This window comes from Laspinema sp. D2d (assembly GCF_025370755.1).
In the GTDB taxonomy this organism is placed as follows: Bacteria; Cyanobacteriota; Cyanobacteriia; order Cyanobacteriales; family Laspinemataceae; genus Laspinema.
Window position 1 is genome coordinate 30,105 of the sequence record NZ_JAMXFC010000024.1, and the last position, 23,516, is coordinate 53,620.

Below are 23,516 nucleotides of genomic sequence, written 5' to 3' on the forward strand. Positions count from 1 at the left end.
ATGTGGGGTGACACCCCCCAGATGTATAACCCCTCAAGTGATAACAATTCCAAGTGGAATTTGTCTACTCTGTGATCGGGGCTAGGTCCCTAATTACTCGATTTTTGGGTAGAAACCCCGGTTAAAAAATCATCCACGATCGCATTGAAAGTCTCTGCTTGACTTAAAAACGGCCAGTGATTGCCACCAATCCGATGGATCGTCAGATTTTTTAGATAAGTTTTGTAAGGTTTCATTTGCCATTCGGCACGATTAACACCCTGTTCGGGTTGAAGGAATAGGGTAGGGGTGAATAGGGGTTCGGTTAATCCGTCCACGCGCATAACGTCCTCAAAAATGCCATCTCGGGCGGCGATCGTAAACTTACTCCCCCACTGTCCATCAGGTTTTTCCTCAATCCCTTCTTGAAAAACCTGTTGTTGCAGGGGACTCCACCCGCTGTACTGACCTAACTGCTGTGCCTGCACCTGTGCCGCTTCATAGCTGGGAAAGGGACCCATCATTTTCAGGCAAGCTAAGGTTCGGTAAAGGATGGGAAAACTTAGTTTCATGATGGATGGCATCTTGGTGATAAAGATGGGATCCACCAAAATCATGCTGTTAAACCGATCTGGATGCGATCGCGCCCAAATTGGAGCAATTTTCGCACTCCAAGAATGGGCCAAAACATGAGCCGATCGCCAGTTAAGATGCTCTAATAATCCTTCAAGATCCCCGAGGATATCTGAGGTGCTGTAACCGTTCAGGGGTTTACTGCTATAACCATGACCCCGCATATCCGGTGCAACAATATGATAGCGATCGCTCAGGTATTCCCCTAAACTCGACCAAACCAAGGCATGGTCTCCCAACCCATGCAACAACAATAATGGTTCTTTTCCTCGATTCCATTCCAGATAAGAAAGCTGGAGATCAGGGAAATTCAGGGTGTGACGGGTTGGCATCATCAGCGGTGTAGATTTTAGATTTTAGATTTTAGATTTTAGATTTTCGGTAAAAAATTAGCAATTGAGGATTCTACGGATGTCTGATGGGCGATCGCCGCACTCCCCCAAATCTTATGGCAAATCGGAAAAGTTATGAGATCGCGTCCCTTTTTCGCTTTGCACCTAAAATCTGCTACAATTCTATTTTACATTATCGTTTGACATCAGATTAAACCTTTGAATCAAAAGCCGATCGTATTAGGGGTATTTTGGAGCTTTGCCGGACTCACTCTCGTCCTCTGGATACTCAGAGGTCTCCGCATTTTGACGGGAGTTTCCAGTGGTGTCCTTTGGCTGTTAATTTTTCTGTCCATTACCTTCGGAGTCCTTTATCGCCTCCAAACCCCCAGGCGCTATTAACTCAAGGGGATTATTCATTCTCACCCGTCCCCTATCTCAAAACAATGAGCCGGGGTTTACACTCATCGCTGAAGTCGGTTTTAGCGGACTAAAACACCAAGTTTAGTCATTTTCTTAAGGTTCGGAGTCAGGACTGAAGTCGTTCTCTTAGTTTGAATTTTTAATCACCTTTTCGCTTGCGCTAACATACCAACAATTATTGCCGGAGATCAGACTTCTTCAACTGATAGTAAAGGGCGCGATCGCGACGCATAGCCGCCCCAACTGTGACATTCATTTGAGCGCCTAAAAGAGTCACCAAGGAACTTAAATAAAGCCATAACAGCAAAATAATAATAGTTCCCACTGCCCCATAAGTCCGGTTATAATTTCCAAAATGGGAGACATAAAGCCGAAACACACTAGAAATAATTGCCCATAAAATAGCTGCAATAAAAGCACCGGGAATTAGAGGCGTATCCCGACGACGGTGGGAGGGACCAAACCGATAGATAAACGCAAAGGCCACCGAAACAATCAGTAACGTTAGGGGACGACTCCAAAAATGCCACACTTCCAATAATCGTCCTTCCAGAGGACAACTCGGTAAAGGTTGCAACAGACAGAGAAACCCCGACTCAAATAAACAATTTGGACCGGAGTCAATTAAACAACTACGACGGGCGAGTAACTGAATCACCCAGTCACTAATAAAAATTAGAAATGAAGCGACAATAAACAGAACAATGCTGCCCATCGCCAGCCCGATCGCCACCAGTTTTGCCTTCCAAAAAGGCCGCCTTTGTTTGTGGGGAATTTGGTGAATTTGATCCAACGCTGCCATTGCCGCACCCATGACTCCAGAAAACACCCAAAGGGCAGCGACAAACCCCAGGGAAAACACTTCCTCATTACGACTTTGGAGAATTTCTCGAATCAACTCGCGAATGGTGTTCCAAACTTCAATGGGAATCACCTCAGCGAGTTGATTAGCCAGATTAAACAAGGTGGCTTGTAAGCCTTCAAATAAAGCAATGGAAGCAACGATTGCTATAATAGCGGGAAACAGAGATAACATGGCATGATAAGCCATTTCTGCGGATAAACCCGTTAAGCGCTGTTGGCTGGCGCGATCAACGACTTCGCGCAGGGTAGAAAAGTTGAGATAGGAAAAAAACCGCAAAAACTGAACCAGAGGTTGCAAGGCGGGACCTATCCTCGTCCCTATGCCTCTCAACCGGGCGAGGAAACTTTTGAGAGATAGTTTGGGCAACTTCACGACGCTTTGGCTCCCTCTATGTTAGATTAGCCGTTTAAAATGCCATTCCTGACCCTGGATCGGGCTGAGTTCGGCTGATTGCTATAGGTGGGCGATCGCAAATCCCAGGGGGTTGGAGTGGAAAAAATACTAAACCTAAACCCATCTTAATTTACACTCTATAAGCTTAACTAGAGTTTAATAGGACTGAGGCAGATAAACCGGGGTTCTGTGAAACTGGGTCGGTTTGTCACATTAGGGAGTGCAGCAGAAGCCTACAAACAGGGTTTTCCTGCGGTAGTTCTGTTTAAAATTGATTGGGAGTAGTTACCAATGTCGGAGAATGTCTCGCAGTGGTTGGAAGAAATTAGATCCCTGAAACAGGAAATCATCCGTGTGGAACAAGAACGGGATGCGGCGGAAGCGGGTGCCGATCGCTGGCGGGGACTTTACACGACGGAAGCGCAGCAACGGCGAACTCAGGTGGAACAGTTGACGGAGGCGATCGCCACTCTGAAGGCTGAACTGGAACGGTTGCAAGCGGGTCCCGCTTCTTTACCTCGGGCGATCGCCCCCTCGGAACTGTTACGAGAATTGGCAGGAATGGGACCGGATGAGTTGAAGGGAAAATTGATTGAAGCTTTAATGGAACGCGATCGCCTCGCCCAAGAACTGTCCCAAATGACGGAATCCTTGGAAGCGGAAAAAGCTAGTCATGAACAAACCCGCCAAAGTTTAACCAGCGCCCTCGGAGATACGGTGGCACTCCTGAAAAAAGCCCAACCGGGAACGAAATCTGGACTCAATCTCGACTTAGCCCGCCTTGTCAGTGGCACTTCATTAAACCCTAAGCCGGAAGACTAACGCATCAAGGGGGTACATCACACCGATGCACCCCCTTTCCCCAGGGTTTTAGAAAACCGTTAAAGGAGAGTTTTCCCCTGACTGCGGTGATAAGGACCTAAAATCCCATCACTTTTGCCACCGCTTCGATTTCTGGTTCAATTCCTTGTTTAAAGGTATTGTTGCTATGTTTAATAGCGGTATCGGGGTCTTTGAGGCCATTGCCGGTGAGGACGCAAACGACGGTGGCCCCAGTGGGTACTTGGTCTTTGACCTTGAGTAATCCAGCAACGGAGGCAGCGGAGGCGGGTTCGCAGAATACCCCTTCCCGGGAGGCGAGGAGACGATAGGCATCAAGAATTTCGTCATCGGTGACGGCGTTAAAACTGCCTCCAGAGGACTCTTGGGCGGCGATCGCCTTATCCCAACTGGCGGGATTTCCGATGCGGATGGCGGTGGCGAGGGTTTCCGGATTGGCGACAGGTTGACCGTTGACGAGGGGGGCTGCACCAGCGGCTTGAAAGCCCATCATTTGCGGCAGGCGATCGCATTTACCCGCTTGATGGTACTGACAAAATCCCATCCAATAGGCGGAAATATTGCCTGCATTGCCCACGGGAATACACAGCCAATCGGGAGCATTACCCAAGGCATCCACCACCTCAAATGCCCCGGTTTTCTGCCCTTCGAGGCGATAAGGATTGACCGAGTTGACCAAGGTAACGGGATAATGGTCGGCCATCTCTCGAACAATGTCTAGGGCTTTGTCGAAATTTCCTTTAATGGCTAAGACTTCTGCACCATAGACTAAGGCTTGAGCCAGTTTACCCAGGGCGACATACCCATCGGGAATGAGGACAAAGGCCCGCATTCCGGCGCGTCTGGCATAGGCCGCAGCGGAGGCGGAGGTGTTGCCGGTACTGGCACAGATGACAGCTTTGGCCCCTTCTTCTTTGGCTTTGGAAATTGCCATTGTCATCCCCCGGTCTTTAAAACTGCCGGTGGGGTTGAGACCGTCATATTTGACGTAAACTTGCACCTGTCTACCGATAATCTCGGCGATCGCTGGGGCGGGAATCAGGGGAGTGTTACCTTCTTGGAGGGTAATCACAGGAGTCTGGTCGCTGACGGGCAGATACTGCCGGTAAGCCTCGATGAGACCGGGCCAGTATGAGGACCGAAGGGGGGCATCTGCTGGAGTTGCACCGGGAGTTGGGGAGGGAACGGGAGAATAACTCAGGGTCACCGTGGTTAATTCTTTTGGACTTCAAATAGCCTTACAGTCTAATCTAAGTCTAGCCCACTCGTCAAAATTTCGCGGGTTGTTGGGCTGGGAAATCTCAGGCCGAAGCAGGCCCCTGGGTGGGGAATGGTCCGGGAAAAGTGGAAAGAATTTGAGATTTTGATAAATTCGATGCTTTTTTTTTCTGGTGTTGAGATAAAATAGCCAGGTGATTTGCCTAAGTAAAAATTACTAAACTTAAAACGACTGATGCCCACTGTTATTTCGAGCCGACCCACCTCCGAAAGCGTTCAGAGTGCCTCTAGCGTAGGGATCACTTCTCAAGCTTCCCAGAATAATGGCGATCGCCTGATTAAAATGCTCAAATCCCTCTACCAGGCCGATCAGCAGGTCAAGTTCTTGCACTTACACGCCGAAGCCGACTACCTGCTGCAACAGTTGCAAACCCTCAAACACCATCACTCCAACTCAAAAGGTTCTGTTCCTGCTTCTTCCTCAAAAAATTAAAGCAGTCCCATTGCAACCGGGGCAGTGGGACCTTTCCTATTTGTCATCCATCCTGTTCCCGGTGAGTCTACCCCTGACCATTTTTTGCAGCTATTTCCACCTTCAGCATAATAAAAGTCTTTTGTCAACCCCTGTGGGGAAAATGTGAGGGAAAAATTCTGACTCGAAAAATTCCTGCTGTGCGATCGCAAGATGTGCTATAAAAGGTAAAGTTTTATGACGTGCCAGGTTTCTAAACCCCAGGGATACGGAGTTTGTGGTCTGTATTTTGCCCTGAACAGGCATTCATTAATCATCAGATTGCACGCAAGACGGCCCTGCTACTCACCCTTTGAGTCAGCAGGAATTTATCCTGCGGCGATCGGGGGATTCATACGATTAGCAACCGAAAAAGTTAGATTTAATAGATGACAGCATCAACATTAAAGCCTCAAGTAACCCCTCAAACACTCGAATCAGATTCCTTCCCCTCTTCTCTACGTCTGAGAGATATTTTGAGGACCTTGCCGAAAGATGTATTTCTCAAAAATCGGCGCAAAGCATGGACTAGAGTCATTATCAATGTATTATTAGTCGCCGTCGGCTACTGGGCATTAGCCGTTTCTCCCGCATTTTTGTTGCCGATCCTGTGGATCTATACGGGAACAGCCCTAACAGGTTTTTTTGTAATTGCTCATGATTGTGGTCACCGATCTTTTGCCAATCGCAAATGGGTTAATGATCTAGTCGGCCATCTCATGATGCTGCCCTTAATTTACCCCTTTCATGGCTGGCGAATTGGTCATAATCACCATCACAAACACACAAATAAACTGCTGGAAGATAATGCCTGGGAACCTTGGTTGCCGGACGTTTATGAAAATCTCAGCACTTTTATGAAAACCTTTTATCGCTTCCTGCGCGGACGCTTCTGGTGGATGGGTTCCATCGTCCACTGGGCGGGATTGCACTTTGATTGGTGGCGTTATGAAGGCAAAAAACGGGAACAAGTGAAATTTTCCGCCTTAGTTGTCATCGCGTTTGCTGCGATCGCCTTCCCCACCCTGATTGCTACAACTGGAATTTGGGGTTTCATCAAATTTTGGCTGATGCCTTGGATGGTCTACCATTTCTGGATGAGCACCTTCACCATCGTTCACCATACCACCCCGAATATTTCCTTTGCGTTCCCCGAAGATTGGCATGAAGCAAAAGCCCAATTAAGCGGTACCGTTCATTGCGATTACCCCCGCTGGGTGGAATTCCTCTGTCATGATATTAATGTCCACATTCCCCATCACCTCTCCACTGCCATTCCGTCTTACAACTTACGGAAAGCGCATCAAAGTTTAGAACAAAATTGGGGCAACTACCTTCAAAAAACCAATTTTTCATGGTCCTTGATGAAGGAAATTACCGATAAATGTCACCTCTACGATGAGCAAAACGGTTACCAATCTTTCAAAGATTATCACGCCAGTCGGTAATCGAAAGACTGCTCTATTTTCTCGGTGAATTTTAGCTTAAAGACGCGCAATAGCCGCGTCTTTTTTGTTTTTGAAAACTATACCAGAGTAGGATGTTACTGCATCTCCGGTCCCCTCCCCTTGGCAAGGGGAGGGTTAGGGTGGGGTCCTCGGGAAGTGGCGATCGCCACTTCACGCACTCTTTGCGTTCAAAACCCTTACCCTCAAGGGTGGGGCTACAGGGACAAAGCCCGCCTGCGCGGGTTCCTCTCTAAAATATCCCTTTTCAATTTGTTTAAAATCAATAAAGTTAGCTTCACATAAACTGTTCAAAGGGATACCATGACCCAGCAAAATTTCGGAACCAACCCAGAGGATAGAATGGGGCGTAATGCACTCCCCGGACCGATTCCGTTAAGCTATTACGGCGTTTATCGCTGTCCGGTTTGTCGCTATGGCGAACTCTCTAACCTGGCGATGATGGATGCCTTTGGCTGTAACTTTTGTAGCCGTATTTTTACCGCTAACCTAGACCAAAATGCCCTCAGTTTAGCGGATACTATGCCACCGATTACCTGGCATTGGAATGGTCGCCAATGGCAAGGACTGCCTCGGGCTGGGGTAGAATTCGGATGGGAAATTGCCATCGCGGCGATCGCGATCATTACCCTTCCCACCCTCTTAGTCGGACTCGGGGCCTATATTTTTCCCCCAGTCCCCGGCAGTAGCTTAAGTTGGGTTCCTGCTTTTTGGACTGTCGCTACCTTTGTGGCTCACCTCACCATCGTCCTCTGGCTGATGGTTGAATATTATCAGTTTCCGGTATTGCTCTTTTTGAAAGCATGGCAACGCCGTCTATGGATGCGATAAAGAGTCGTTTGTCATTGGTCATTTGTCATTGGTCCTTCTTCGTTGAAAATCGGAAAATTTGGTCATTGGTCATTGGTCATTGGTCATGGGTCATTGGTCCTTCTTCGTTGAAAATCGGCAAATTTGGTCATTGGTCATGGGTCATTGGTCCTTCTTCGTTGAAAATCGGCAAATTTTGAATCCCTAATTGTTCTATCATTTGCCAATTTTCCCCTTCTACGGCTAACCGATATTGGAGTTGCGACCGTAAATTTTGCCATTGATGGGGGGTTAACGGGTCTTCTAAGAGGGAAATTTCTGGGATACCGCAGTCCGACGGAATATCGTCTCGATAAAATAAATTTAATCCAATGGTTGAGAGGACTAAATTAGGTTGAATATCGGAATTCTCAGGAATTTGGCTACTTTCGATTAATAGGGTAATATTTCCACGGTTGGGATGCTTCATAACTGAAGCAACCGCCGATTCTAAGGTCGCAAGTAAGTCTTCTTCTGGTTGATTCCAGTTAGGAACTAGAATTAAATTAATCTCCCGGAGATTTAATTCCTCGATAAACTGTAAGTCATTTTCGGGTTTAATAGCTTTTAAAATAGCCTGAACATGAAGGACTTGACCCGGGGATTCATGATGGTCGAGTTGAACGATGCTAAAAGCCCCCTGAAAACCGTAACTGCGGCACAGTTCCAAATAGGCAGGGAATTCTATAGCATAATACATGAAGGAGTTGATATTCCAATAACTGATGTGAGTGGGGTCTTGAAATGCACCCCGACCATCGGTGGAAGGAACGAAGAGATTAACCATGGCCCCGGGTTTACAAATGCGCCAGATTTCATTCATGGTTTTAATGCGATCGCTCAAATGTTCGATAAAATCATGGGCCCGAACTTCATCTACACTATTATCAGGAAAGGGAAAGCGATCGCGGAGGTCCGCAACAATATCTACCTCGGGCCAAGGATAGAAATCTACCCCTATATATCCCTCGGGTTTGCGAGGACCACATCCTAAATCCACCCGAATCAAATCCGAGGAATTTACGGGAATTTGCACGGTTGATATCGCCCCTTGATTTCGGGCGATCGCCCGTCCCCCTCCCATCAGCGAACAGAAATGTTTTTCCCCGGTAAAAGGCTGTTGCAACACCTCGGTTAAGTCATAAAAGTCTTCATAAGCTATTTCCCTGGGGATTTCCCATTTTTCCTTAAAAATCTCCCAATTTTTGACTAACAATTCTCGCCGATAACTAGCGCTTTTCTTTTTAAACGTTTGGCTGCCGAAATGATGAATAAAACATCCTCGGGCAATCGCTGACTTAAATCCAGCTAGGGCCGAACGAATACAAAAATCATCATCCTCAAAATTGCCAATTCCATAACGAGTATCTAAACCGCCAATGGTATCAATCACCCGGCGATTAATCAGCAGGCAAAACCCCACAATGCGCCAACTATATAACACCTCTCCCGCATTTTCCCGATTCCATCGAGTCGCAAATTCTTCTAAACCATTCCCCGAATCGGTCTCGTAATCCACTGAGTCAATATATTGTAAACCTGAAACATAATTACTCACCGGACCGATTAATCCTAACTTCGGGTCTTGTTGGGCTGCATTCACCAGACATTCTAACCAACCGGGAGTAACTATTGTATCATTATTTAATAAAACAATATATTCTCCTTCCGCTAATGCCATGCCCTGATTATTTCCTACGGCATAGCCTAAATTTTCACTATTTAAAATAACTTTAACGCTGCGACAGAAACTCTTGACATTTTCAGCATCTTGCCCTTGAGATTGCTGCCACTGTCGCCGGACTGAAACGAAATAGTCATCGGTTCCATCACTCGATCCATTATCAACGAGAACTATTTCATAAGGAGTTTTAGTGTAGCTTTGAATACTTTCTAGGCATTGTCTCGTATAATCAAGCTGATTGTAGGCCAGAATAACCAGTGAAACCAGAGGTAAATCAGTTGAAGGTTCAGGCTGTGGATTGATAGAGGGGACGAGATGAGTCACAGTTGGCTTTCTCCCGAATGGGTTTGCTAAGGTTCTAGTTTACCATTTTCGGGGGCAGTGGAACCGGAGAAAGGAGAAAAAGACTTTGATAGAGTAGCAGTTAGAAACCGGGTTTCTTGAGCAAATTTATGGCTTTTTTGCAGCCCATAGGGAATAGAAAGCCGGTTTCTTATCATCCTCATTTCATCCAGTTCTGATGCGATCGCGTTACTCTAGACTTCTTGCAAAATTCTAAAAAGCCCCCCAGGAACTAAACATTTATTCCGCGCCGCTCCCCCTTCTTAAGGGGGACGGGAGGGGGATCTAAGGGGGGTTGGGGGGATCAATCCGTTATTTTGCAAGAGGTCTTCTGAATCAGGGGAATATATGCAGGGGCCAAATTAGGATCGAGGCAAACCACCCGGTTCGCCTCTTTTCTGCCCCTAGAATGCTTACAAATAGTTTTGAATCATTTCTCGATACAGACTTTTTTGTTTCACACCCCGCACTTGATCCACTAATCCCTTATCCTTAAAGAACTGGACCGTAGGCGTTCCGGTTACTCCCGCATTGTCTGCAATTTCTGGGTCTGCTTCAATGTCGATTTCAACATAGTGAACTTTCCCATCAAACTCATCAATCACCTTACTCAGAATCGGTTTCAAAGTATGGCAAGGGCCACAGGTGGGGGCGGAATATTTAACCACAATTAGGCGATCGCTATCATGGTACAACTTCCGCAGAGCAAATCCTCCCACATGGCGCGTTGCAGTTGGGTCAAAATTCTCTTCCGTGTCGGATTTTTGTTCTTTTTCCGGTTCAGGCGCTTTTTCTGATGCCTCGGTTTGATGGAACTCTTGAACTAACCCATTCACCGATAACCATCGTTCTGCTAACATCGCCCCCATGCAACCTGTTCCCGCTGCGGTAATCGCTTGGCGAAACTCATGGTCTTGCACATCCCCGACAGCATAAACCCCATCTACGCTGGTTTCAACGCTTCCGTGTTTTGTGACAATATATCCGAGTTCATCCAGTTCCAATTGACCTTTAAACAGTTGGGTATTCGGAGTATGACCGATCGCATAAAACAATCCCCGAACCTGCAAATCTGTTTCTTCCCCAGTTTTGATGTTTCTAATCTTAATTCCCTCCATCCGGTCCTCATTTCCGAAGATATCTACCGTCTCCGTATTCCAATGAACCGTGATTTTGGGGTTCTTCAAAACTCGGTCTTGCATCGCTTTTGAGGCGCGCATTTCTTCCCGACGGACTAACAGGTGAACATGGGTCCCATATTTGGTCAAATATACCGCTTCTTCCGCCGCAGTATCTCCACCACCAACCACCGCTAATGAGACGCCTTTAAAAATGGGACTGGCCCCATCACAAATCGCACAGGCAGAGACCCCACGACTCCAAAACAGGTTCTCGCTGGAGAGTCCCAACCGCTTGGCCGTGGCCCCTGTGGCAATAATTACTGTATGGGCCTTCACTTCTCGTTCCTCTGAACGGATCACGAAGGGCCGCTGACTCAAATCGACTGACTGCACATCTTCCGTGTACAATTCGGCCCCCCAGCGTTGCGCCTGGAGTTTCATGCGTTCCATGAGTTTCGGTCCCGTAATCCCTTCGGGAAATCCGGGGAAGTTCTCTACTTCTGTCGTGGTCATTAATTGTCCGCCGGGAATGCCTCCCATCTGGAACCCTTCAAATACCACGGGTTTCAGATTCGCCCGTCCCGCATAGATGGCGGCAGTGAATCCGGCAGGGCCAGATCCGATAATCACAAGGTTTTCTACTGCTGGATTTGTCATGGGGTTATTCAAACTCATACCGACTTCGTTTTAAGTCTATTATAGTGACCTGTTGATCATTATCAGTGATCTAAGTCACTTTACGGCCCTTAATTCTTTCTCTCTTTTTTATGCCTGTTAACAATTAACAATTAGCAGTTAGCAGTTTAGTGAGTCAACGGATTATAAGAACCAATCCCCCCTAAAATAGGAAAATCAAATCTGAGTAGCAAGTGAGATCATGAAACGAGTGCTAGAACCGGAAGTGATGGATACCTGGGAGGATGCGACGGCGTATGACGCAATGGATTTTCTGGAGGTGAATACCGCTTTTGCAGAGAGTGCGATCGCAGTCGGTCCCGACTCGGCGTTGGTCCTGGATGCAGGAACCGGGACCGCCAGAATTCCTATTTTAATCGTCCAGCGTCGTCCTCAGTGGCACATCAAGGCGATCGACCTTTCGCACAATATGTTACAAGTCGGGAGAGAAAATGTCCAAGCTGCTGGATTACAAGAGCAAATTCACTTAGAGTATATCGATGCTAAACAGATGCCTTATGGCGACTCTACTTTTGATATGGTGATTTCCAATAGCATCATCCATCATCTCCCAGATCCCCTCCCATTTTTACAAGAATTGAAACGGGTTTTAAAACCCAATGGAGGGATATTTTTGCGCGACTTAATGCGACCCTCGGATATAGAAACTGTAGATAAAATCGTTGCTCGAATTGGACCAGAATATAATGACTATCAAACCCAGTTATTTCGGGATTCCTTGATAGCTGCATTTACCCTAGAAGAGGTACAAAACATGATAGGAATAGCGGGATTAGAAGGGGTAAAAATTTATGCGTCTTCGGACCGTCATTGGACGGCGGAAAGAGCTTACAGAGAATAGACATCATTCTAAAAAGCCCCCCTTAAGAAGGGAGGTTGGGGGGATCAATTCGTTATTTTGCAACAAGAGGTATATTATTTTTCCTGACTGGCGATCGCCGTTAAATGGCACTGATAGGATTCTTTGCTAAAGCAGACAAATCGAACTTGAGAAATGGCATTAGTTTTAGTCAAAAATTCCTGCACAGTATTGACCGCTATTCTAGCAGCCCGTTCTATTGGAAACCCATAAACTCCCGTACTAATGGCGGGAAACGCAATAGTTTTTAGCTGATGTTTTTCGGCTAATATTAAACTCTGATGATAACAGCTTGCCAGCAATTTATCTTCATCCTGGTTGCCCCCTTGCCATACAGGACCAACGGTATGAATCACATAGTTTGCGGGGAGATTGTAGCCCAGGGTGATCTTAGCTTCTCCCGTTTTACAGCCATTCAGGGTGCGACATTCCGCCAATAAACCCGAACCTGCTGCGCGGTGGATAGCACCATCAACCCCGCCACCTCCTAATAGACGAGTATTGGCAGCATTAACGATCGCATCTACCTGTTGTTTGGTAATATCGCCTTGAATCACTGTGATTTTATCGGTCATCGTAGTAAAGTTATTGTCAAATAGAGAAACTCCTTTTATTGTATGAAAGAATTGCAGAAATGGAAACAGTTGCGATCGCGCCTAGTCTTGGACAACCAATGGTGCAAAGTTCGCCAAGATGAAATCCAACTGCCAACCGGAGAAATTATCGATGATTTCTTTGTGAATGTCCGTCCAGATATTGCCTTAGTCGTTCCAGTCACCCCCCATCAAGAAATCGTCTTCGTGCGACAATATCGACATGGAGTCGGGGAAATCTTGTTAGAACTACCTGCCGGTGCATTCAATCCAGAAACCGAAAAAGCAGAAGCAGCAGCAGCGCGTGAAATGACCGAAGAGACAGGTTACCATTGCCCGAACTTGATTAAACTCGCTACCCTCTATGATAATCCCGTTAAAGACACCAATACAATTCATATTTTTTTAGGCAAAAATGCGGAAGAGTCCGGACAGCAAATTTTAGATATTACCGAACAGATAGAAGTGGTTTTAGTCCCCATTGATGCCATCCTGGAGAAAATTACACAGGGAGAAATCTGCGTATCTGGAAGCGTCGCTGCCCTCTTTTTAGCTTTAAATCACTTAAAATATCCCCCTACAAGTTAAAACCTAAACCTAAAACTTGTAGTTGGATTTATCTGATGTGGAGACGATTTAGGAATCGCCCCTACATTCAGTAACCTACCATCCCCAACTGCCAGGAATCCCTTTAAAAGGTCCAACAATATCCGAAGTAATCCAACCCCCATAAAACCCACCGGGTTGAGGTTGCACTTCTTCTCCATCCACATAGCAAACATCCATTAATTCTGGATAGAATGCCACATAATCTTTAATCCCCTCAAATTGGGGAGTAGGATTTGGATAAAACCAAGCACAATTAGGCGCTTGTTTTTCTTTAACCGTCACCGTGTAATATCCCGCTAACCCTTTCCACTCGCAAAAACTACTTTTAGGAGTTCGGCTCAGATATTCCATTTTGATATCTTCCGGCGGGATATAATAAACTGGCGGATGACTGGTTTCCAAGACTCGTTTTGCGTTGCGAGTATCAGCAATTTTTTCTCCATTAAAGATGATTTGGAGATGTTTGGAGACATCTTCCAACCGAGGAGGACGGGGATAATCCCAAACGGATTCTTGTCCAGGACCGGGTTCAATTCGTTGTGGGTGCATGAGGATTTGAGATACTAAGATGGTTTAATCATACGTTATCATATATCGGGTAAAACTAGAGCCGGATCATCTCCCTCTGGTCTCCTTGAGGGAGGCATTGCCGAATGTTCCAGCTTATGGCACAATGAAAGAAAAAGTCAAGGGAGGTTTGAACCATGACTTTAACGGTAGGCCAGAAGATCCAAGGGGGCAAATACAGCATTGAAAAGGTGCTGGGGAAAGGGAGGTTTGGGATTACTTATAAAGCGAAGGATGCCGCAGGGAAGGCAGTTGCGATCAAAACCCTTAATGACAATTTGCTATATCAACTGAGTCCCAGTGAAATTGATGAACTGGAGTCCAAGTTTTGGAATGAAGCCGTGAAATTGGCTAAGTGCAGTAATAATCGGCATATTGTCCAAGTCCAAGAAACCTTGAAAGAGGGGAAACTGTGCTGTATTGTCATGGAATATATTGATGGGGTTGATTTGGCAAGTCGTGCCCAGAAGCAGTTACCGGAAAAACTGGCATTGCGATATATTCAGCAAATTGGAGAGGCATTGATGGAGGTGCATTCTCATCAATTACAGCATCTGGATATTAAACCGGATAATATTGTATTGCGCGGAGGAACTTCCGAGGCGGTGTTAATTGATTTTGGGTTAGCAAGGACGTTTGACCATCCCTTGACCACAACTCGCTATAGTGCACAGGGATATTCCGCCCTAGAAATGTATTCTCAAAAGAGACCGCGCGGTGCTTATACTGATGTGTATGGATTAGCGGTGACTTTATATGAATTGCTGACGGGACAAGTGCCGGTGAGTGCGATTCAGCGAAAAGATGCTGATGTACTATTGATTCCGCCCAAAGAGATTAATCCGAACATCAGCGATCGCACGAATCAGGCTATTTTAAAAGGCATGGCGCTTGATTCTGTTGATCGGCCCCAAACTGTGCAGGAATGGTTAAAATTATTAGGTGTTAAAAAAAGGATTCCCCTGCCCAATTGGAATGCAATGGAATGGTTCAATGCCATCATTGCGGTGGGGGCAATTGGGACGTTAATAATTGGATTATTGACCTATTTAAACTCTAATTCTCCACCTCCACCTACTAACCCCGAACCTCCGACGTCCGAGACCATCCAACCGTAGGCAGTAAAGGGCTTTCTCCTCCCCTGCCCTTAATGTGGGATGGGATGCCTTGTTCATTGTCTCCTGCTCAACGCCCTATTAACCCCTAAATCGAGAAAACCATGAGATAATAGAACCTGTTGTCTATCCACAACGGGTATGGTCTGGCCGAACGGTTATCAATTGCAGAGTCGGGATTACCGCATTGAACGGGTTTTAGGACAAGGAGGATTTGGCATTACCTATCAAGCTCGTCACCTCAACCTCGCTCAAGATTTTGTCATCAAAACCCCCAATGAACATCTGCGATTTGACCCAGATTATCCTAAATTTGTGGACCGATTTATCAAAGAGGGAAAGCTGATTGCTAAACTCTCCACCAACAATCCCCATCCCCATATTGTCCGAGTTTTTGACTTATTTCAAGAAGGGGATACCCACTGCATGGTGATGGATTTTATACCCGGAGAGAGCCTGTGGCGACGGGTGCAAGCTCAGGGTGCGTTACCGGAAGCTGAAGCGGTCAAATATTTTGAACAGATTGGGGGGGCGTTGCAGCGGGTACATGAGGCGGGATTAGTCCATCGCGATGCTCATCCAGGAAATATTATGTTTCGGGGTGATCAGGCGGTTCTGATTGATTTTGGAATTGCCGGAGAAATGGTTCCGGTTACTGTCAGTTCTAAGCATGGCTGGAATCCAGCATTTGCTCCCTTAGAACAGATGAAAGGGTTTCGGGAACCGACGGTGGATATTTACACCCTCAGTGCCTCTTTATATTATGCCCTGACGGGGCAACGTCCAGCTACTTCTTTTGACCGAAAAATTGATGATGTAGAATTAGTGCCACCGAAACAATTCGTGCCGATCCTGAGCGATACGGTTAACCAAGCAGTGTTACAGGGAATGGAGTTAAAGCCTTCAAACCGACCGCAAACGATGGGTGAATGGTTGTATCTACTGCAAACTTGCATTCCGACAACGATAGTTTCCCCCCGCTATCAGAAACTACAGGAATTCCTGGCAGCAGGCAAGTGGTGGGAGGCCGATGAAGAAACGGCACGAGTGATGCTCCATGTGGCAGGGAGAGAAAAACAGGGATACTTGGATAAGGAGTCTATCAACCAATTCCCTTGTGAAGATTTGCGCCAAATTGACCGCCTTTGGGTAGAATATAGCAATGGACGCTTTGGGTTTTCGGTTCAGAAGCGCATCTGGCAAGAATGCGGCGGCAAAGTAGACTATAGAACCGAGGAACGCCTGGGCGATCAGGTGGGGTGGAGAAAAAGAGGGGAATGGTTAAGTTATGAGAAACACGCTTTCAGTTCAAAGGCCCCCCTCGGACACTTTCCAATGTTAGTAATAACGTGGGATATCTCCTCTCTCACGTACAGACTCGTAAATTGTAAACTGTAAGCGTTTTCCAAAGTTATTACAAATTATTTCCGGACATTCTTCTAGTCCTCACTGAGCAATTAATTGGCGTGGTTGGCGTGGGATGAAAAGGAGTTAATGATGCAGGTAGAACGTTTAATTTTAGAACCCGATGGGTTAGGAAATCTTAAACAAATTCCGAAATTACCGCCCAACAAGCAAGTTGAGGTGACTTTTCGGGTTCTTGATGATGCAAAAGACTCTGCTATCAAACGGAGAATCCCTCACCCGGATTTGGCGGGACAAATTAAAATCTTGTCCCCTAACTTGATGGATAGTGTTCCCGAGAGTGACTGGGAATTGCTGCAATGATTGTCCTTAGATCGCCTGTTTCTTGTAGGGCGCAAGCATTGCGCCCCAAGGGCGTATGCAATACGCCCCTACATAGGATTTAGAACTCACCTGCTAAGGCGGCGACACACCGATCGCAAATGGTTGGATCTTCCTCGGATTCACCGACGTGAGTCGAGTAGTTCCAACAGCGATCGCATTTCTGTCCTTCTGCATCCACGACACCGATTTTCCATCCGTTGACTTGTGCGGTATATTTCAACGCTTCTAGTCGTTGGGGGTTGTCTAGCACTTCCACTTGGGAGGTGATGAACAGATACCGCAGTTCGTCTACGCCGTTGCCAATGGTTTGGGGGACGGGGACGACTGGGGTGGGAGAGGTTACTGTTGCTGGGTGGTGGGCGATCGCCTCTTCGATTGCTTCTTCAAATGCCTCTATTGCCTCGATCGCTGCATCGGTTTGGGTTTTGCCGAGGACATAGTTACTCACCGAGGCAACGGTATCCGTGAGTTCTTTGCGGTTATTGGCGCGTAAGACATAGCGATTGACAAACCATCCACTGTATCCGATACCAATTAGTTCCAGGAAACCGGGAAGTAAGGGGAAATCAGCGATCGCCTCTACAATTGCGCCTAAGACAATCAGGGAGACGGTCCCACTCACAATTAATCCCAAACTGACCAGGGGTCGGCGATAGTCGGAGAAAAATAGTCCCAGATAGCGGGGTAATTCTGCCATGACTGCTAAGGCAGCATTGAGCAATTGTTGCCATTGGGGGATATCTTCCCGTGAGGGAGGGGTTGCTGTTGTTTGTGGGAGGGTGATTGTCGCTGCGGGTGTTTCTTCCGGGGGATTGGCGACAGTGGTGGTGGTGGGGATGGTTCCCACCGATCGCGCGGGGTTCAGGTTCCCTAATGTTTGTCGCAGTGAGATATCCTCAACGTATAACAAGACTTTCGCCTCTAAGGAAGACCCGACGGCTTTATCTTGACGCGCCTTTTCTAGCACTTGGTTTACTTCCCCGCGCAGTTGGCGGAGGGTTTGCCAGGTTTTGGCGAGTTCCGGTTGTTTCCAATGGTCTTCTACCTGTACCCAACCTGCTTCAAATACAGAGTTATAGGGGGTAGGATAGGGGAGATTTTGCCAGATATCTTCGGCGATATGGCACAAAACCGGGGCGACTGCTTTGGCGAGGTTTTCCAGGGCGATCGCTAGGACGGTTTGACAGCTTCTGCGCCGTTTGGCATCCACTGCACTGATATACAAGCGGTCTTTGGCAATATCTAGGTAGAAGTTGGACAAATCGACCACGCAGAAATTCTGCACGGTTTGGAAGAATCGAAAAAATTGATAACTCTCAAAGGCATCGGTAACCTCAGAAAAAATCTCGGTCATTCGATGCAGCATATATCGGTCTAATTCGGGCAGTTCTTCATAAGGAACTGCATCTTTAGCCGGGTCAAAATCCTCTAAATTCCCCAACAAGAATCGGGCCGTGTTGCGGATTTTTCGATAGACATCCGATAGCTGCTTCAGGATATTTTTTCCGATAGGAACATCGGAGGAATAGTCCACCGAAGAGACCCATAATCGGAGAACATCCGCCCCATAAGGAGGTTCTTCTTTTTGGTTTTTGCCGCCGTCGATGATGATCGCTGGATCGACGACATTTCCCAGGGATTTGCTCATTTTGCGGTTGTTCTCATCAAGGACAAATCCATGAGTCAAAACGCTTTTATAAGGGGCGATACTATTGTTAGCAACGCTAGTGAGTAAACTGGATTGGAACCAGCCGCGATGTTGGTCAGACCCTTCTAAATAGAGGTCTGCGGGATAGCGCAATTCTTCGCGACCCCCGACGACTGCGGCCCAGGAGGAACCGGAATCGAACCAGACATCCATTGTATCGGTGCCTTTGCGGTAGGTTTTACCGTTGCTGCGGTAGGGTTCCGGTAAGAGGTCTTCGATGGGCAATTCCCACCAAGCATCAGACCCTTTTTCGGCGACGATCGCCTGCACATGAGCGATGGTTTCTTCGGTCATTAAGGGCTCGCCGGTTTCTTCTTCATAAAACACCGGAATGGGAACGCCCCAACTGCGTTGGCGAGAGATACACCAATCGGACCGTTCTGACACCATTGCCGCAATCCGATTTTCTCCTTGTGCGGGAACCCATTTGACTTCGGAAATGGCTTTCATCGCTTCGTCCCGGAATCCATCGACGGAAGCAAACCATTGTTCTGTTGCCCGAAAGATGGTGGGTTTTTTGGTGCGCCAATCGTAGGGATATTTATGAACGTAAGGTTCTTCTTTGAGGAGGGATTTGGCTTTTTTTAAGGCTTCAATGACGGCGGTATTGCCTTCATCCAAGACGTTTAATCCAGCAAATTCTCCCGCTTCTTCGGTAAAGTTGCCGTTACCATCGACCGGGGCTAAAATGGGTAAACCATAACGTTGACCGACTTGGTAATCTTCTAAACCATGTCCGGGGGCGGTGTGTACAAGTCCGGTTCCAGATTCGGTGGTGACGTAATCGCCGCCGATGACTACAGGACTGGTGCGATCGCACAGGGGATGCTTATACTCACATCCTTCTAAGTCTTTGCCTTTGATTTTACCTTGGACTGTGAGAGGTGTTCCTAGGGTTTCAGAAAGGCGAGCGACTAATTCAGCCGCAACGATGAGGAATTTGCCCGATGCCGGTTCATAGTCCGGTCCGGTTTCCACGATCGCATAGTCGAGTTGGGGATTCACACTCACCGCTAAGTTCCCGGGAATTGTCCAAGGAGTCGTCGTCCAGATTCCCACCCACAGTTGTTTCATGTAGGGTTTAAGTGAGGCAGCGGTATCCGCTAACTTCGTGATGTGGAATGCCGCATAGATACTCCGCGAGGTGTGACCTTCGGGATATTCTAATTCCGCTTCAGCGAGGGCAGTTTGAGAACTCGGACTCCAATGCACGGGTTTTCGTCCTCGGTAGATATAGCCTTTCAGGACCATCTTACCAAAGACGCCAATTTGGGCGGCTTCGTATTCGGGTTTTAACGTGAGATAGGGATTTTCCCAATCTCCCCACACCCCATACCGTTTGAAGCTTTCTTTTTGTTCCTCAACGGTTTTCAGAGCAAATTCTTGGGCTTTTTGGCGCAATTTTAAGGGCGTCAGGTTTTGACGTTCCTTGGATTTCATCGCCTGTAGCACTTTCAGTTCGATGGGCAATCCATGACAATCCCAACCGGGGACATAGCGGACTTGATGTCCCCGCAGTAACTTATACTTGTTGATGATGTCTTTGAGGACTTTGTTCAGGGCGTGTCCCATGTGCAGGGACCCATTGGCGTAGGGCGGCCCATCATGGAGGATGAATAACTCACCGGGATTGTTCTGTGACAGGCGTTCATAGATTTGATGGTCGGCCCAAAATTTCTGGAGTTCGGGTTCCCGCTTGACGGCGTTGGCCCTCATGTCAAAGCCAGTTTTAGGCAGGTTGACGGTATCTTTATAACTTTTTGCTTCGGTCACAGCCAAATCCTAATTATTATAGAACAGTTTTCAGTTTATTATAAACAGGAGTTTGGTAAGTTTTGAGATGTAATTCCCGTCGCAAGAACTGGCAGAGGATAAACCCGCTGCTGATAGAGGCAATTCAGCCTCACGCCTCTACAAGGGGTTAAAACCCAACTCAAAACCCTACTGTATCAGACGTTCAGTTATAAACCATCCCGATGGCAAGGGTTTAGATGGGATAGCTACCTGCGGTAACGACCCGATCGCGTCCCAGGGCTTTGGCGCGGTAGAGGGCGGTATCTGCGGCCCGAATCAGGTCATCTCCGGTGAGTCCTGCGGTGGGAAAGCACGCAATTCCCAGGGAGGCGGTAATGATTCCCAATAATTCCCCGCGATGTTCTAAAACTAGGTTTTTAATGGCTTCTCGGATTTGTTCAGCGCGACGATAGGTTTCTGATAAGGTGGCCTCGGGTAAAATGAGGGTTAATTCTTCCCCTCCGTAGCGGCAGGCAATATCTGAACCCCGAATATTTTTCCGTAATAATTCTCCCACTTGTCGCAACACCGCATCCCCGGCATCATGGCCGAACGTATCGTTAAAATGCTTGAAATGGTCAATATCAATCATGACGATACCCACAGATTGATCCTGACGGTGAGCCCGTTGAAGTTCTCTCTCTAGGGTTTCTTCTAAGTACCGGCGATTAAACAGTCCCGTGAGGGAATCGCGAATACTTTGGGCATGGAGTGTTTCCCTCAGCTTAATATTGGCTAATGCTAAAGCAATTTGTTCGGAAACCGTGCGGGCTAACTGTTGTTTTCCGTCACTTAATCGCCCTTTATGGCTGGAAATTAAATACAGCAATCCCGAGATGCTTCCCTGGGCCATCATCGGGAGACAGAGGGATTCTACGGGGGTAAGATGGGGGTGGAAGTGGTCGCAAAATAAACTAAAAGGACTATTATCGACCCGATGCGATCGCCCTCGTCGTAAAGCCCAGCATTCATGAGGAGCAAACCACTGTTTACTCCCGGGAAGTTTTCCCCAGGTAGCAACCGTTTCTACGCGATTTTTGAAGACATCGATCGCCGCTAGTCCCCCGGAACAGGATGGAAATAATAAAGGCAGTTTGAGTCCGATCGCTTTGTAGGCTTCCTCTAAAGTTTCGCAAGCTTGCAACAACTCATTCATTTCCCCCAATAAAGCCATTTCTCGATTGCGTTGTTTAAGTTCTTCCACCCACCGAATCAGCTTATCATTGGCTTGTTGCAAAGTCGCTTCAGATTGCTTATCTTCGGTAATATTGCGAAAGGTTACAGTAAACCCGTCCTCTAGTTTAACGGCCATCATTTTAAACCAAGCCTGGAGTCCTTCATGGTCGTAATAAAATTCTAATTCTAAGGGTTGATGAGTATTCACCACCTCCACATACCGTTCAAATAATCCAGCGTCAAGATTTCCGGGCATTTCTTGAAGGAGATATTTTCCCAGGACCTCTTCCCGTCGGCGTCCGACAATTTTCTCAGCGGTAGGATTGATCGTTAACCATTGAAAATCAATGATAGTTTTTTCAGAATTTCGGATAGCTTTGAACGCCATGATGCCATCCAAAGAACTATTTAAAACCCCCGCCAGTAAGGATTCTGAATAGTGCAAAGCTTGAACCATCTGGTGGCGATCGGTTATATCCCGTGCTATCCAGATGACCGAGTGGGGGGAAAGGGGAGAAATACTGGCGGTAAATCGCTTTTGTTCTTTTTCAAGGTTTAAACTGTAATCCAATTGAATCGAACTCTCGGTTTCGAGAGACTGGCGAATTACCCCTAAAAAGGTTTCTGATTGGGCTCCATTTAAAAAAAATTCCAGGGTTTGGCTGATTAATTGAGAATTCTCGTCGGAACGGACTAAGGTGGGATGGGTAGGCGCAACTTTGATTTGATTTTCAGTTTCATCAATAACCAGAATAATATCAGTCAGGGATGCAAATGCCGCCCGTAAAACCTTTTCCTCCTCGGTTAAAATTCGCTTAGGTTCTAGTAAATCAACCAATATAAATAGATCTGGCCCATTCTGATTTGAGGCCGTTGGTACCGAGGGATTCCCCAAACAGCTTGATGGGGTGGGAACCGTGACTGTTTTCAAGTCGGTTTTAATATAAGGCATAATTTTAATCCGATTTCCAATCCGACTTTTTGAACGCTTTTTGTAACCAACAGCCCCAGATCTTGAGAAAGCTTTAAATCGGGAAACTAATGATTTTTTAGGATGAACGGGAGAGCTAAATTCTGCTAATTCATGATGCTTAGTTTGGATTGAATGCTCCAAAACCTGGCCCGAGGGAGATACATAAAATTTCTGCATCAGTCGGGAGGGGGTAAGGCAACCGACGATTTGATTATTGGAATCGCTAAGAATAGGAAGGTAATGAATTCCTTGCTGAAACCAATGAAGAATCCGGCAAATATCGCGACAATCGGATTCTTTAATAGAGATAGAACACTTTTGCATTACTGAGGCAACGGTTGTTTTTTTTAAAGAGGTTTTGCTCTCTAAAAATTCCACAATATGGCGGGGAGTTAATAACCCGATCGCCTGAGTCTCATCAATTACAAAAAGGCAGGGTTCTGCACCCTCTTCCCCAGAGGATGATGAAGCAGGGGAGTGCAAGGAGGCAACGGGACCGTTAGCCGATCGCCCCTGACTCCTCATTAATGCGATCGCCTCAACCAAGGGGGTATTTGCGGCAACAATCTGGACATTTCGGTCAATTGCAGATTCTATATCGAACGAACATAACAAACGATTTGCTTCCAGCATCGACTTTCCCTTAGTCTCATCAGAATCATCCTTTCGACCAGCCCCCTATTTTTTTCTCGCTCTGCACTTAAAGGCGAGTGAAGCTTCTGCACCCTCCGCCTTCTGAATCAGTGGCGATCGCGCCACTCTATTCCGTTGCTCTCTCCCTTTTTCCTGAAGTGACCCTCTCGAATCAACTCCCCCCTTTGGCTGGTACTAATTGCTAGTTTAGCTTATTTTAGATTCAAATTAGAAAGCAAATAAAAATATCTCGTGTTATTTTTAAACGGGACTGGAAGCCCTATTTCAATAGAGTTGTGCCCTCATTCTATACCTCCCTTGCCCCGAGGGGGGATAGGACTGTCTCTTGCTAATTATCCAAGGGATTTCATCCTAAAGCCAACTGCTA

The 23,516-nt window shown here is 46.8% G+C and carries 18 protein-coding genes; 9 read left to right on the forward strand and 9 right to left on the reverse strand.

Annotated features, from left to right (window positions below):
* Positions 1-89: 89 nt before the first annotated feature.
* Both NG796_RS16460 and NG796_RS16465 read right to left on the reverse strand, forming a co-directional pair.
* Positions 90-947 (reverse strand): alpha/beta fold hydrolase, encoded by an 858-nt coding sequence (locus NG796_RS16460; protein ID WP_261207928.1) that lies wholly within the window; start codon positions 945-947, stop codon positions 90-92.
* Positions 948-1,542: 595 nt separating this feature from the next.
* Positions 1,543-2,604: a YihY/virulence factor BrkB family protein gene (locus tag NG796_RS16465; RefSeq protein WP_261207929.1), complete on the reverse strand. Its 1,062-nt coding sequence runs from the start codon at positions 2,602-2,604 to the stop codon at positions 1,543-1,545.
* A 312-nt stretch (positions 2,605-2,916) separates the two neighbouring features.
* Here NG796_RS16465 and NG796_RS16470 point away from each other — a divergent pair, with 312 nt between their 5' ends.
* Complete coding sequence (locus NG796_RS16470) at positions 2,917-3,447, forward strand: hypothetical protein (RefSeq protein WP_261207930.1); 531 nt, start codon at positions 2,917-2,919, stop codon at positions 3,445-3,447.
* Between the two features lie 97 nt (positions 3,448-3,544).
* On the opposite strand, the gene thrC is transcribed toward NG796_RS16470, so the two are convergent.
* The gene (gene thrC, locus NG796_RS16475) at positions 3,545-4,672 is read right to left on the reverse strand and encodes a threonine synthase (protein ID WP_411268816.1); all 1,128 of its coding nucleotides are present in this window, start codon (positions 4,670-4,672) and stop codon (positions 3,545-3,547) included.
* Positions 4,673-4,918: 246 nt separating this feature from the next.
* On the opposite strand from thrC, the gene NG796_RS16480 reads away from it, so the two are divergent.
* From NG796_RS16480 to NG796_RS16490, 3 genes are all read left to right on the forward strand, one after another.
* The gene (locus NG796_RS16480) at positions 4,919-5,176 is read left to right on the forward strand and encodes a hypothetical protein (RefSeq protein WP_261207931.1); all 258 of its coding nucleotides are present in this window, start codon (positions 4,919-4,921) and stop codon (positions 5,174-5,176) included.
* Between the two features lie 407 nt (positions 5,177-5,583).
* Positions 5,584-6,642 (forward strand): fatty acid desaturase, encoded by a 1,059-nt coding sequence (locus NG796_RS16485; RefSeq protein ID WP_261207932.1) that lies wholly within the window; start codon positions 5,584-5,586, stop codon positions 6,640-6,642.
* A gap of 321 nt (positions 6,643-6,963) precedes the next feature.
* Complete coding sequence (locus NG796_RS16490; protein WP_261207933.1) at positions 6,964-7,491, forward strand: hypothetical protein; 528 nt, start codon at positions 6,964-6,966, stop codon at positions 7,489-7,491.
* Positions 7,492-7,618: 127 nt separating this feature from the next.
* On the opposite strand, the gene NG796_RS16495 is transcribed toward NG796_RS16490, so the two are convergent.
* The gene (locus NG796_RS16495; RefSeq protein WP_261207934.1) at positions 7,619-9,517 is read right to left on the reverse strand and encodes a glycosyltransferase; all 1,899 of its coding nucleotides are present in this window, start codon (positions 9,515-9,517) and stop codon (positions 7,619-7,621) included.
* 431 nt (positions 9,518-9,948) lie between these two features.
* Positions 9,949-11,313: a thioredoxin-disulfide reductase gene (gene trxB, locus NG796_RS16500; protein WP_261207935.1), complete on the reverse strand. Its 1,365-nt coding sequence runs from the start codon at positions 11,311-11,313 to the stop codon at positions 9,949-9,951.
* Positions 11,314-11,533: 220 nt separating this feature from the next.
* On the opposite strand from trxB, the gene NG796_RS16505 reads away from it, so the two are divergent.
* Positions 11,534-12,193 (forward strand): class I SAM-dependent methyltransferase, encoded by a 660-nt coding sequence (locus NG796_RS16505; RefSeq protein WP_261207936.1) that lies wholly within the window; start codon positions 11,534-11,536, stop codon positions 12,191-12,193.
* Positions 12,194-12,267: 74 nt separating this feature from the next.
* Here NG796_RS16505 and NG796_RS16510 read toward each other — a convergent pair whose 3' ends face one another.
* A complete protein-coding gene (locus tag NG796_RS16510) occupies positions 12,268-12,786 on the reverse strand; it encodes an O-acetyl-ADP-ribose deacetylase (protein WP_261207937.1) in 519 nt (172 codons plus the stop codon).
* A gap of 42 nt (positions 12,787-12,828) precedes the next feature.
* On the opposite strand from NG796_RS16510, the gene NG796_RS16515 reads away from it, so the two are divergent.
* Positions 12,829-13,392, forward strand: coding sequence for an NUDIX hydrolase (locus tag NG796_RS16515; protein ID WP_261207938.1), 564 nt, complete (start codon positions 12,829-12,831; stop codon positions 13,390-13,392).
* Positions 13,393-13,467: 75 nt separating this feature from the next.
* Here the strand turns inward: NG796_RS16515 and NG796_RS16520 are convergent, their stop codons facing one another.
* Positions 13,468-13,962 carry a DUF427 domain-containing protein gene (locus NG796_RS16520; protein WP_261207939.1) on the reverse strand — a complete coding sequence of 165 codons (495 nt, stop codon included), beginning with the start codon at positions 13,960-13,962 and terminating at the stop codon, positions 13,468-13,470.
* A 155-nt stretch (positions 13,963-14,117) separates the two neighbouring features.
* On the opposite strand from NG796_RS16520, the gene NG796_RS16525 reads away from it, so the two are divergent.
* From NG796_RS16525 to NG796_RS16535, 3 genes are all read left to right on the forward strand, one after another.
* Entirely contained in the window at positions 14,118-15,098 is a 981-nt protein-coding gene (locus tag NG796_RS16525) for a serine/threonine protein kinase (RefSeq protein WP_261207940.1), read from the forward strand.
* A gap of 138 nt (positions 15,099-15,236) precedes the next feature.
* On the forward strand, positions 15,237-16,493 hold the full coding sequence (locus NG796_RS16530; RefSeq protein WP_261207941.1) for a serine/threonine-protein kinase: 1,257 nt from the start codon (positions 15,237-15,239) through the stop codon (positions 16,491-16,493).
* A gap of 96 nt (positions 16,494-16,589) precedes the next feature.
* Positions 16,590-16,823 (forward strand): hypothetical protein, encoded by a 234-nt coding sequence (locus NG796_RS16535; protein WP_261207942.1) that lies wholly within the window; start codon positions 16,590-16,592, stop codon positions 16,821-16,823.
* 79 nt (positions 16,824-16,902) lie between these two features.
* Here NG796_RS16535 and ileS read toward each other — a convergent pair whose 3' ends face one another.
* Both ileS and NG796_RS16545 read right to left on the reverse strand, forming a co-directional pair.
* Positions 16,903-20,325: an isoleucine--tRNA ligase gene (ileS, locus tag NG796_RS16540; protein WP_261207943.1), complete on the reverse strand. Its 3,423-nt coding sequence runs from the start codon at positions 20,323-20,325 to the stop codon at positions 16,903-16,905.
* A gap of 214 nt (positions 20,326-20,539) precedes the next feature.
* Complete coding sequence (locus NG796_RS16545; protein ID WP_261207944.1) at positions 20,540-23,128, reverse strand: diguanylate cyclase; 2,589 nt, start codon at positions 23,126-23,128, stop codon at positions 20,540-20,542.
* Positions 23,129-23,516 lie beyond the last annotated feature (388 nt).

Bases quoted from the DNA above. Each gene is read 5' to 3' on its own strand.
- NG796_RS16490 (WP_261207933.1), top strand. From the start codon at position 6,964: ATGACCCAGCAAAATTTCGGAACCAACCCAGAGGATAGAATGGGGCGT.
- NG796_RS16525 (WP_261207940.1), top strand. From the start codon at position 14,118: ATGACTTTAACGGTAGGCCAGAAGATCCAAGGGGGCAAATACAGCATT.
- NG796_RS16520 (WP_261207939.1), bottom strand. From the start codon at position 13,962: ATGCACCCACAACGAATTGAACCCGGTCCTGGACAAGAATCCGTTTGG.
- trxB (WP_261207935.1), bottom strand. From the start codon at position 11,313: ATGACAAATCCAGCAGTAGAAAACCTTGTGATTATCGGATCTGGCCCT.
- NG796_RS16510 (WP_261207937.1), bottom strand. From the start codon at position 12,786: ATGACCGATAAAATCACAGTGATTCAAGGCGATATTACCAAACAACAG.
- NG796_RS16480 (WP_261207931.1), top strand. From the start codon at position 4,919: ATGCCCACTGTTATTTCGAGCCGACCCACCTCCGAAAGCGTTCAGAGT.
- NG796_RS16485 (WP_261207932.1), top strand. From the start codon at position 5,584: ATGACAGCATCAACATTAAAGCCTCAAGTAACCCCTCAAACACTCGAA.
- NG796_RS16535 (WP_261207942.1), top strand. From the start codon at position 16,590: ATGATGCAGGTAGAACGTTTAATTTTAGAACCCGATGGGTTAGGAAAT.
- NG796_RS16545 (WP_261207944.1), bottom strand. From the start codon at position 23,128: ATGCTGGAAGCAAATCGTTTGTTATGTTCGTTCGATATAGAATCTGCA.
- NG796_RS16470 (WP_261207930.1), top strand. From the start codon at position 2,917: ATGTCGGAGAATGTCTCGCAGTGGTTGGAAGAAATTAGATCCCTGAAA.
- NG796_RS16460 (WP_261207928.1), bottom strand. From the start codon at position 947: ATGATGCCAACCCGTCACACCCTGAATTTCCCTGATCTCCAGCTTTCT.
- NG796_RS16530 (WP_261207941.1), top strand. From the start codon at position 15,237: ATGGTCTGGCCGAACGGTTATCAATTGCAGAGTCGGGATTACCGCATT.
- NG796_RS16515 (WP_261207938.1), top strand. From the start codon at position 12,829: ATGAAAGAATTGCAGAAATGGAAACAGTTGCGATCGCGCCTAGTCTTG.
- NG796_RS16505 (WP_261207936.1), top strand. From the start codon at position 11,534: ATGAAACGAGTGCTAGAACCGGAAGTGATGGATACCTGGGAGGATGCG.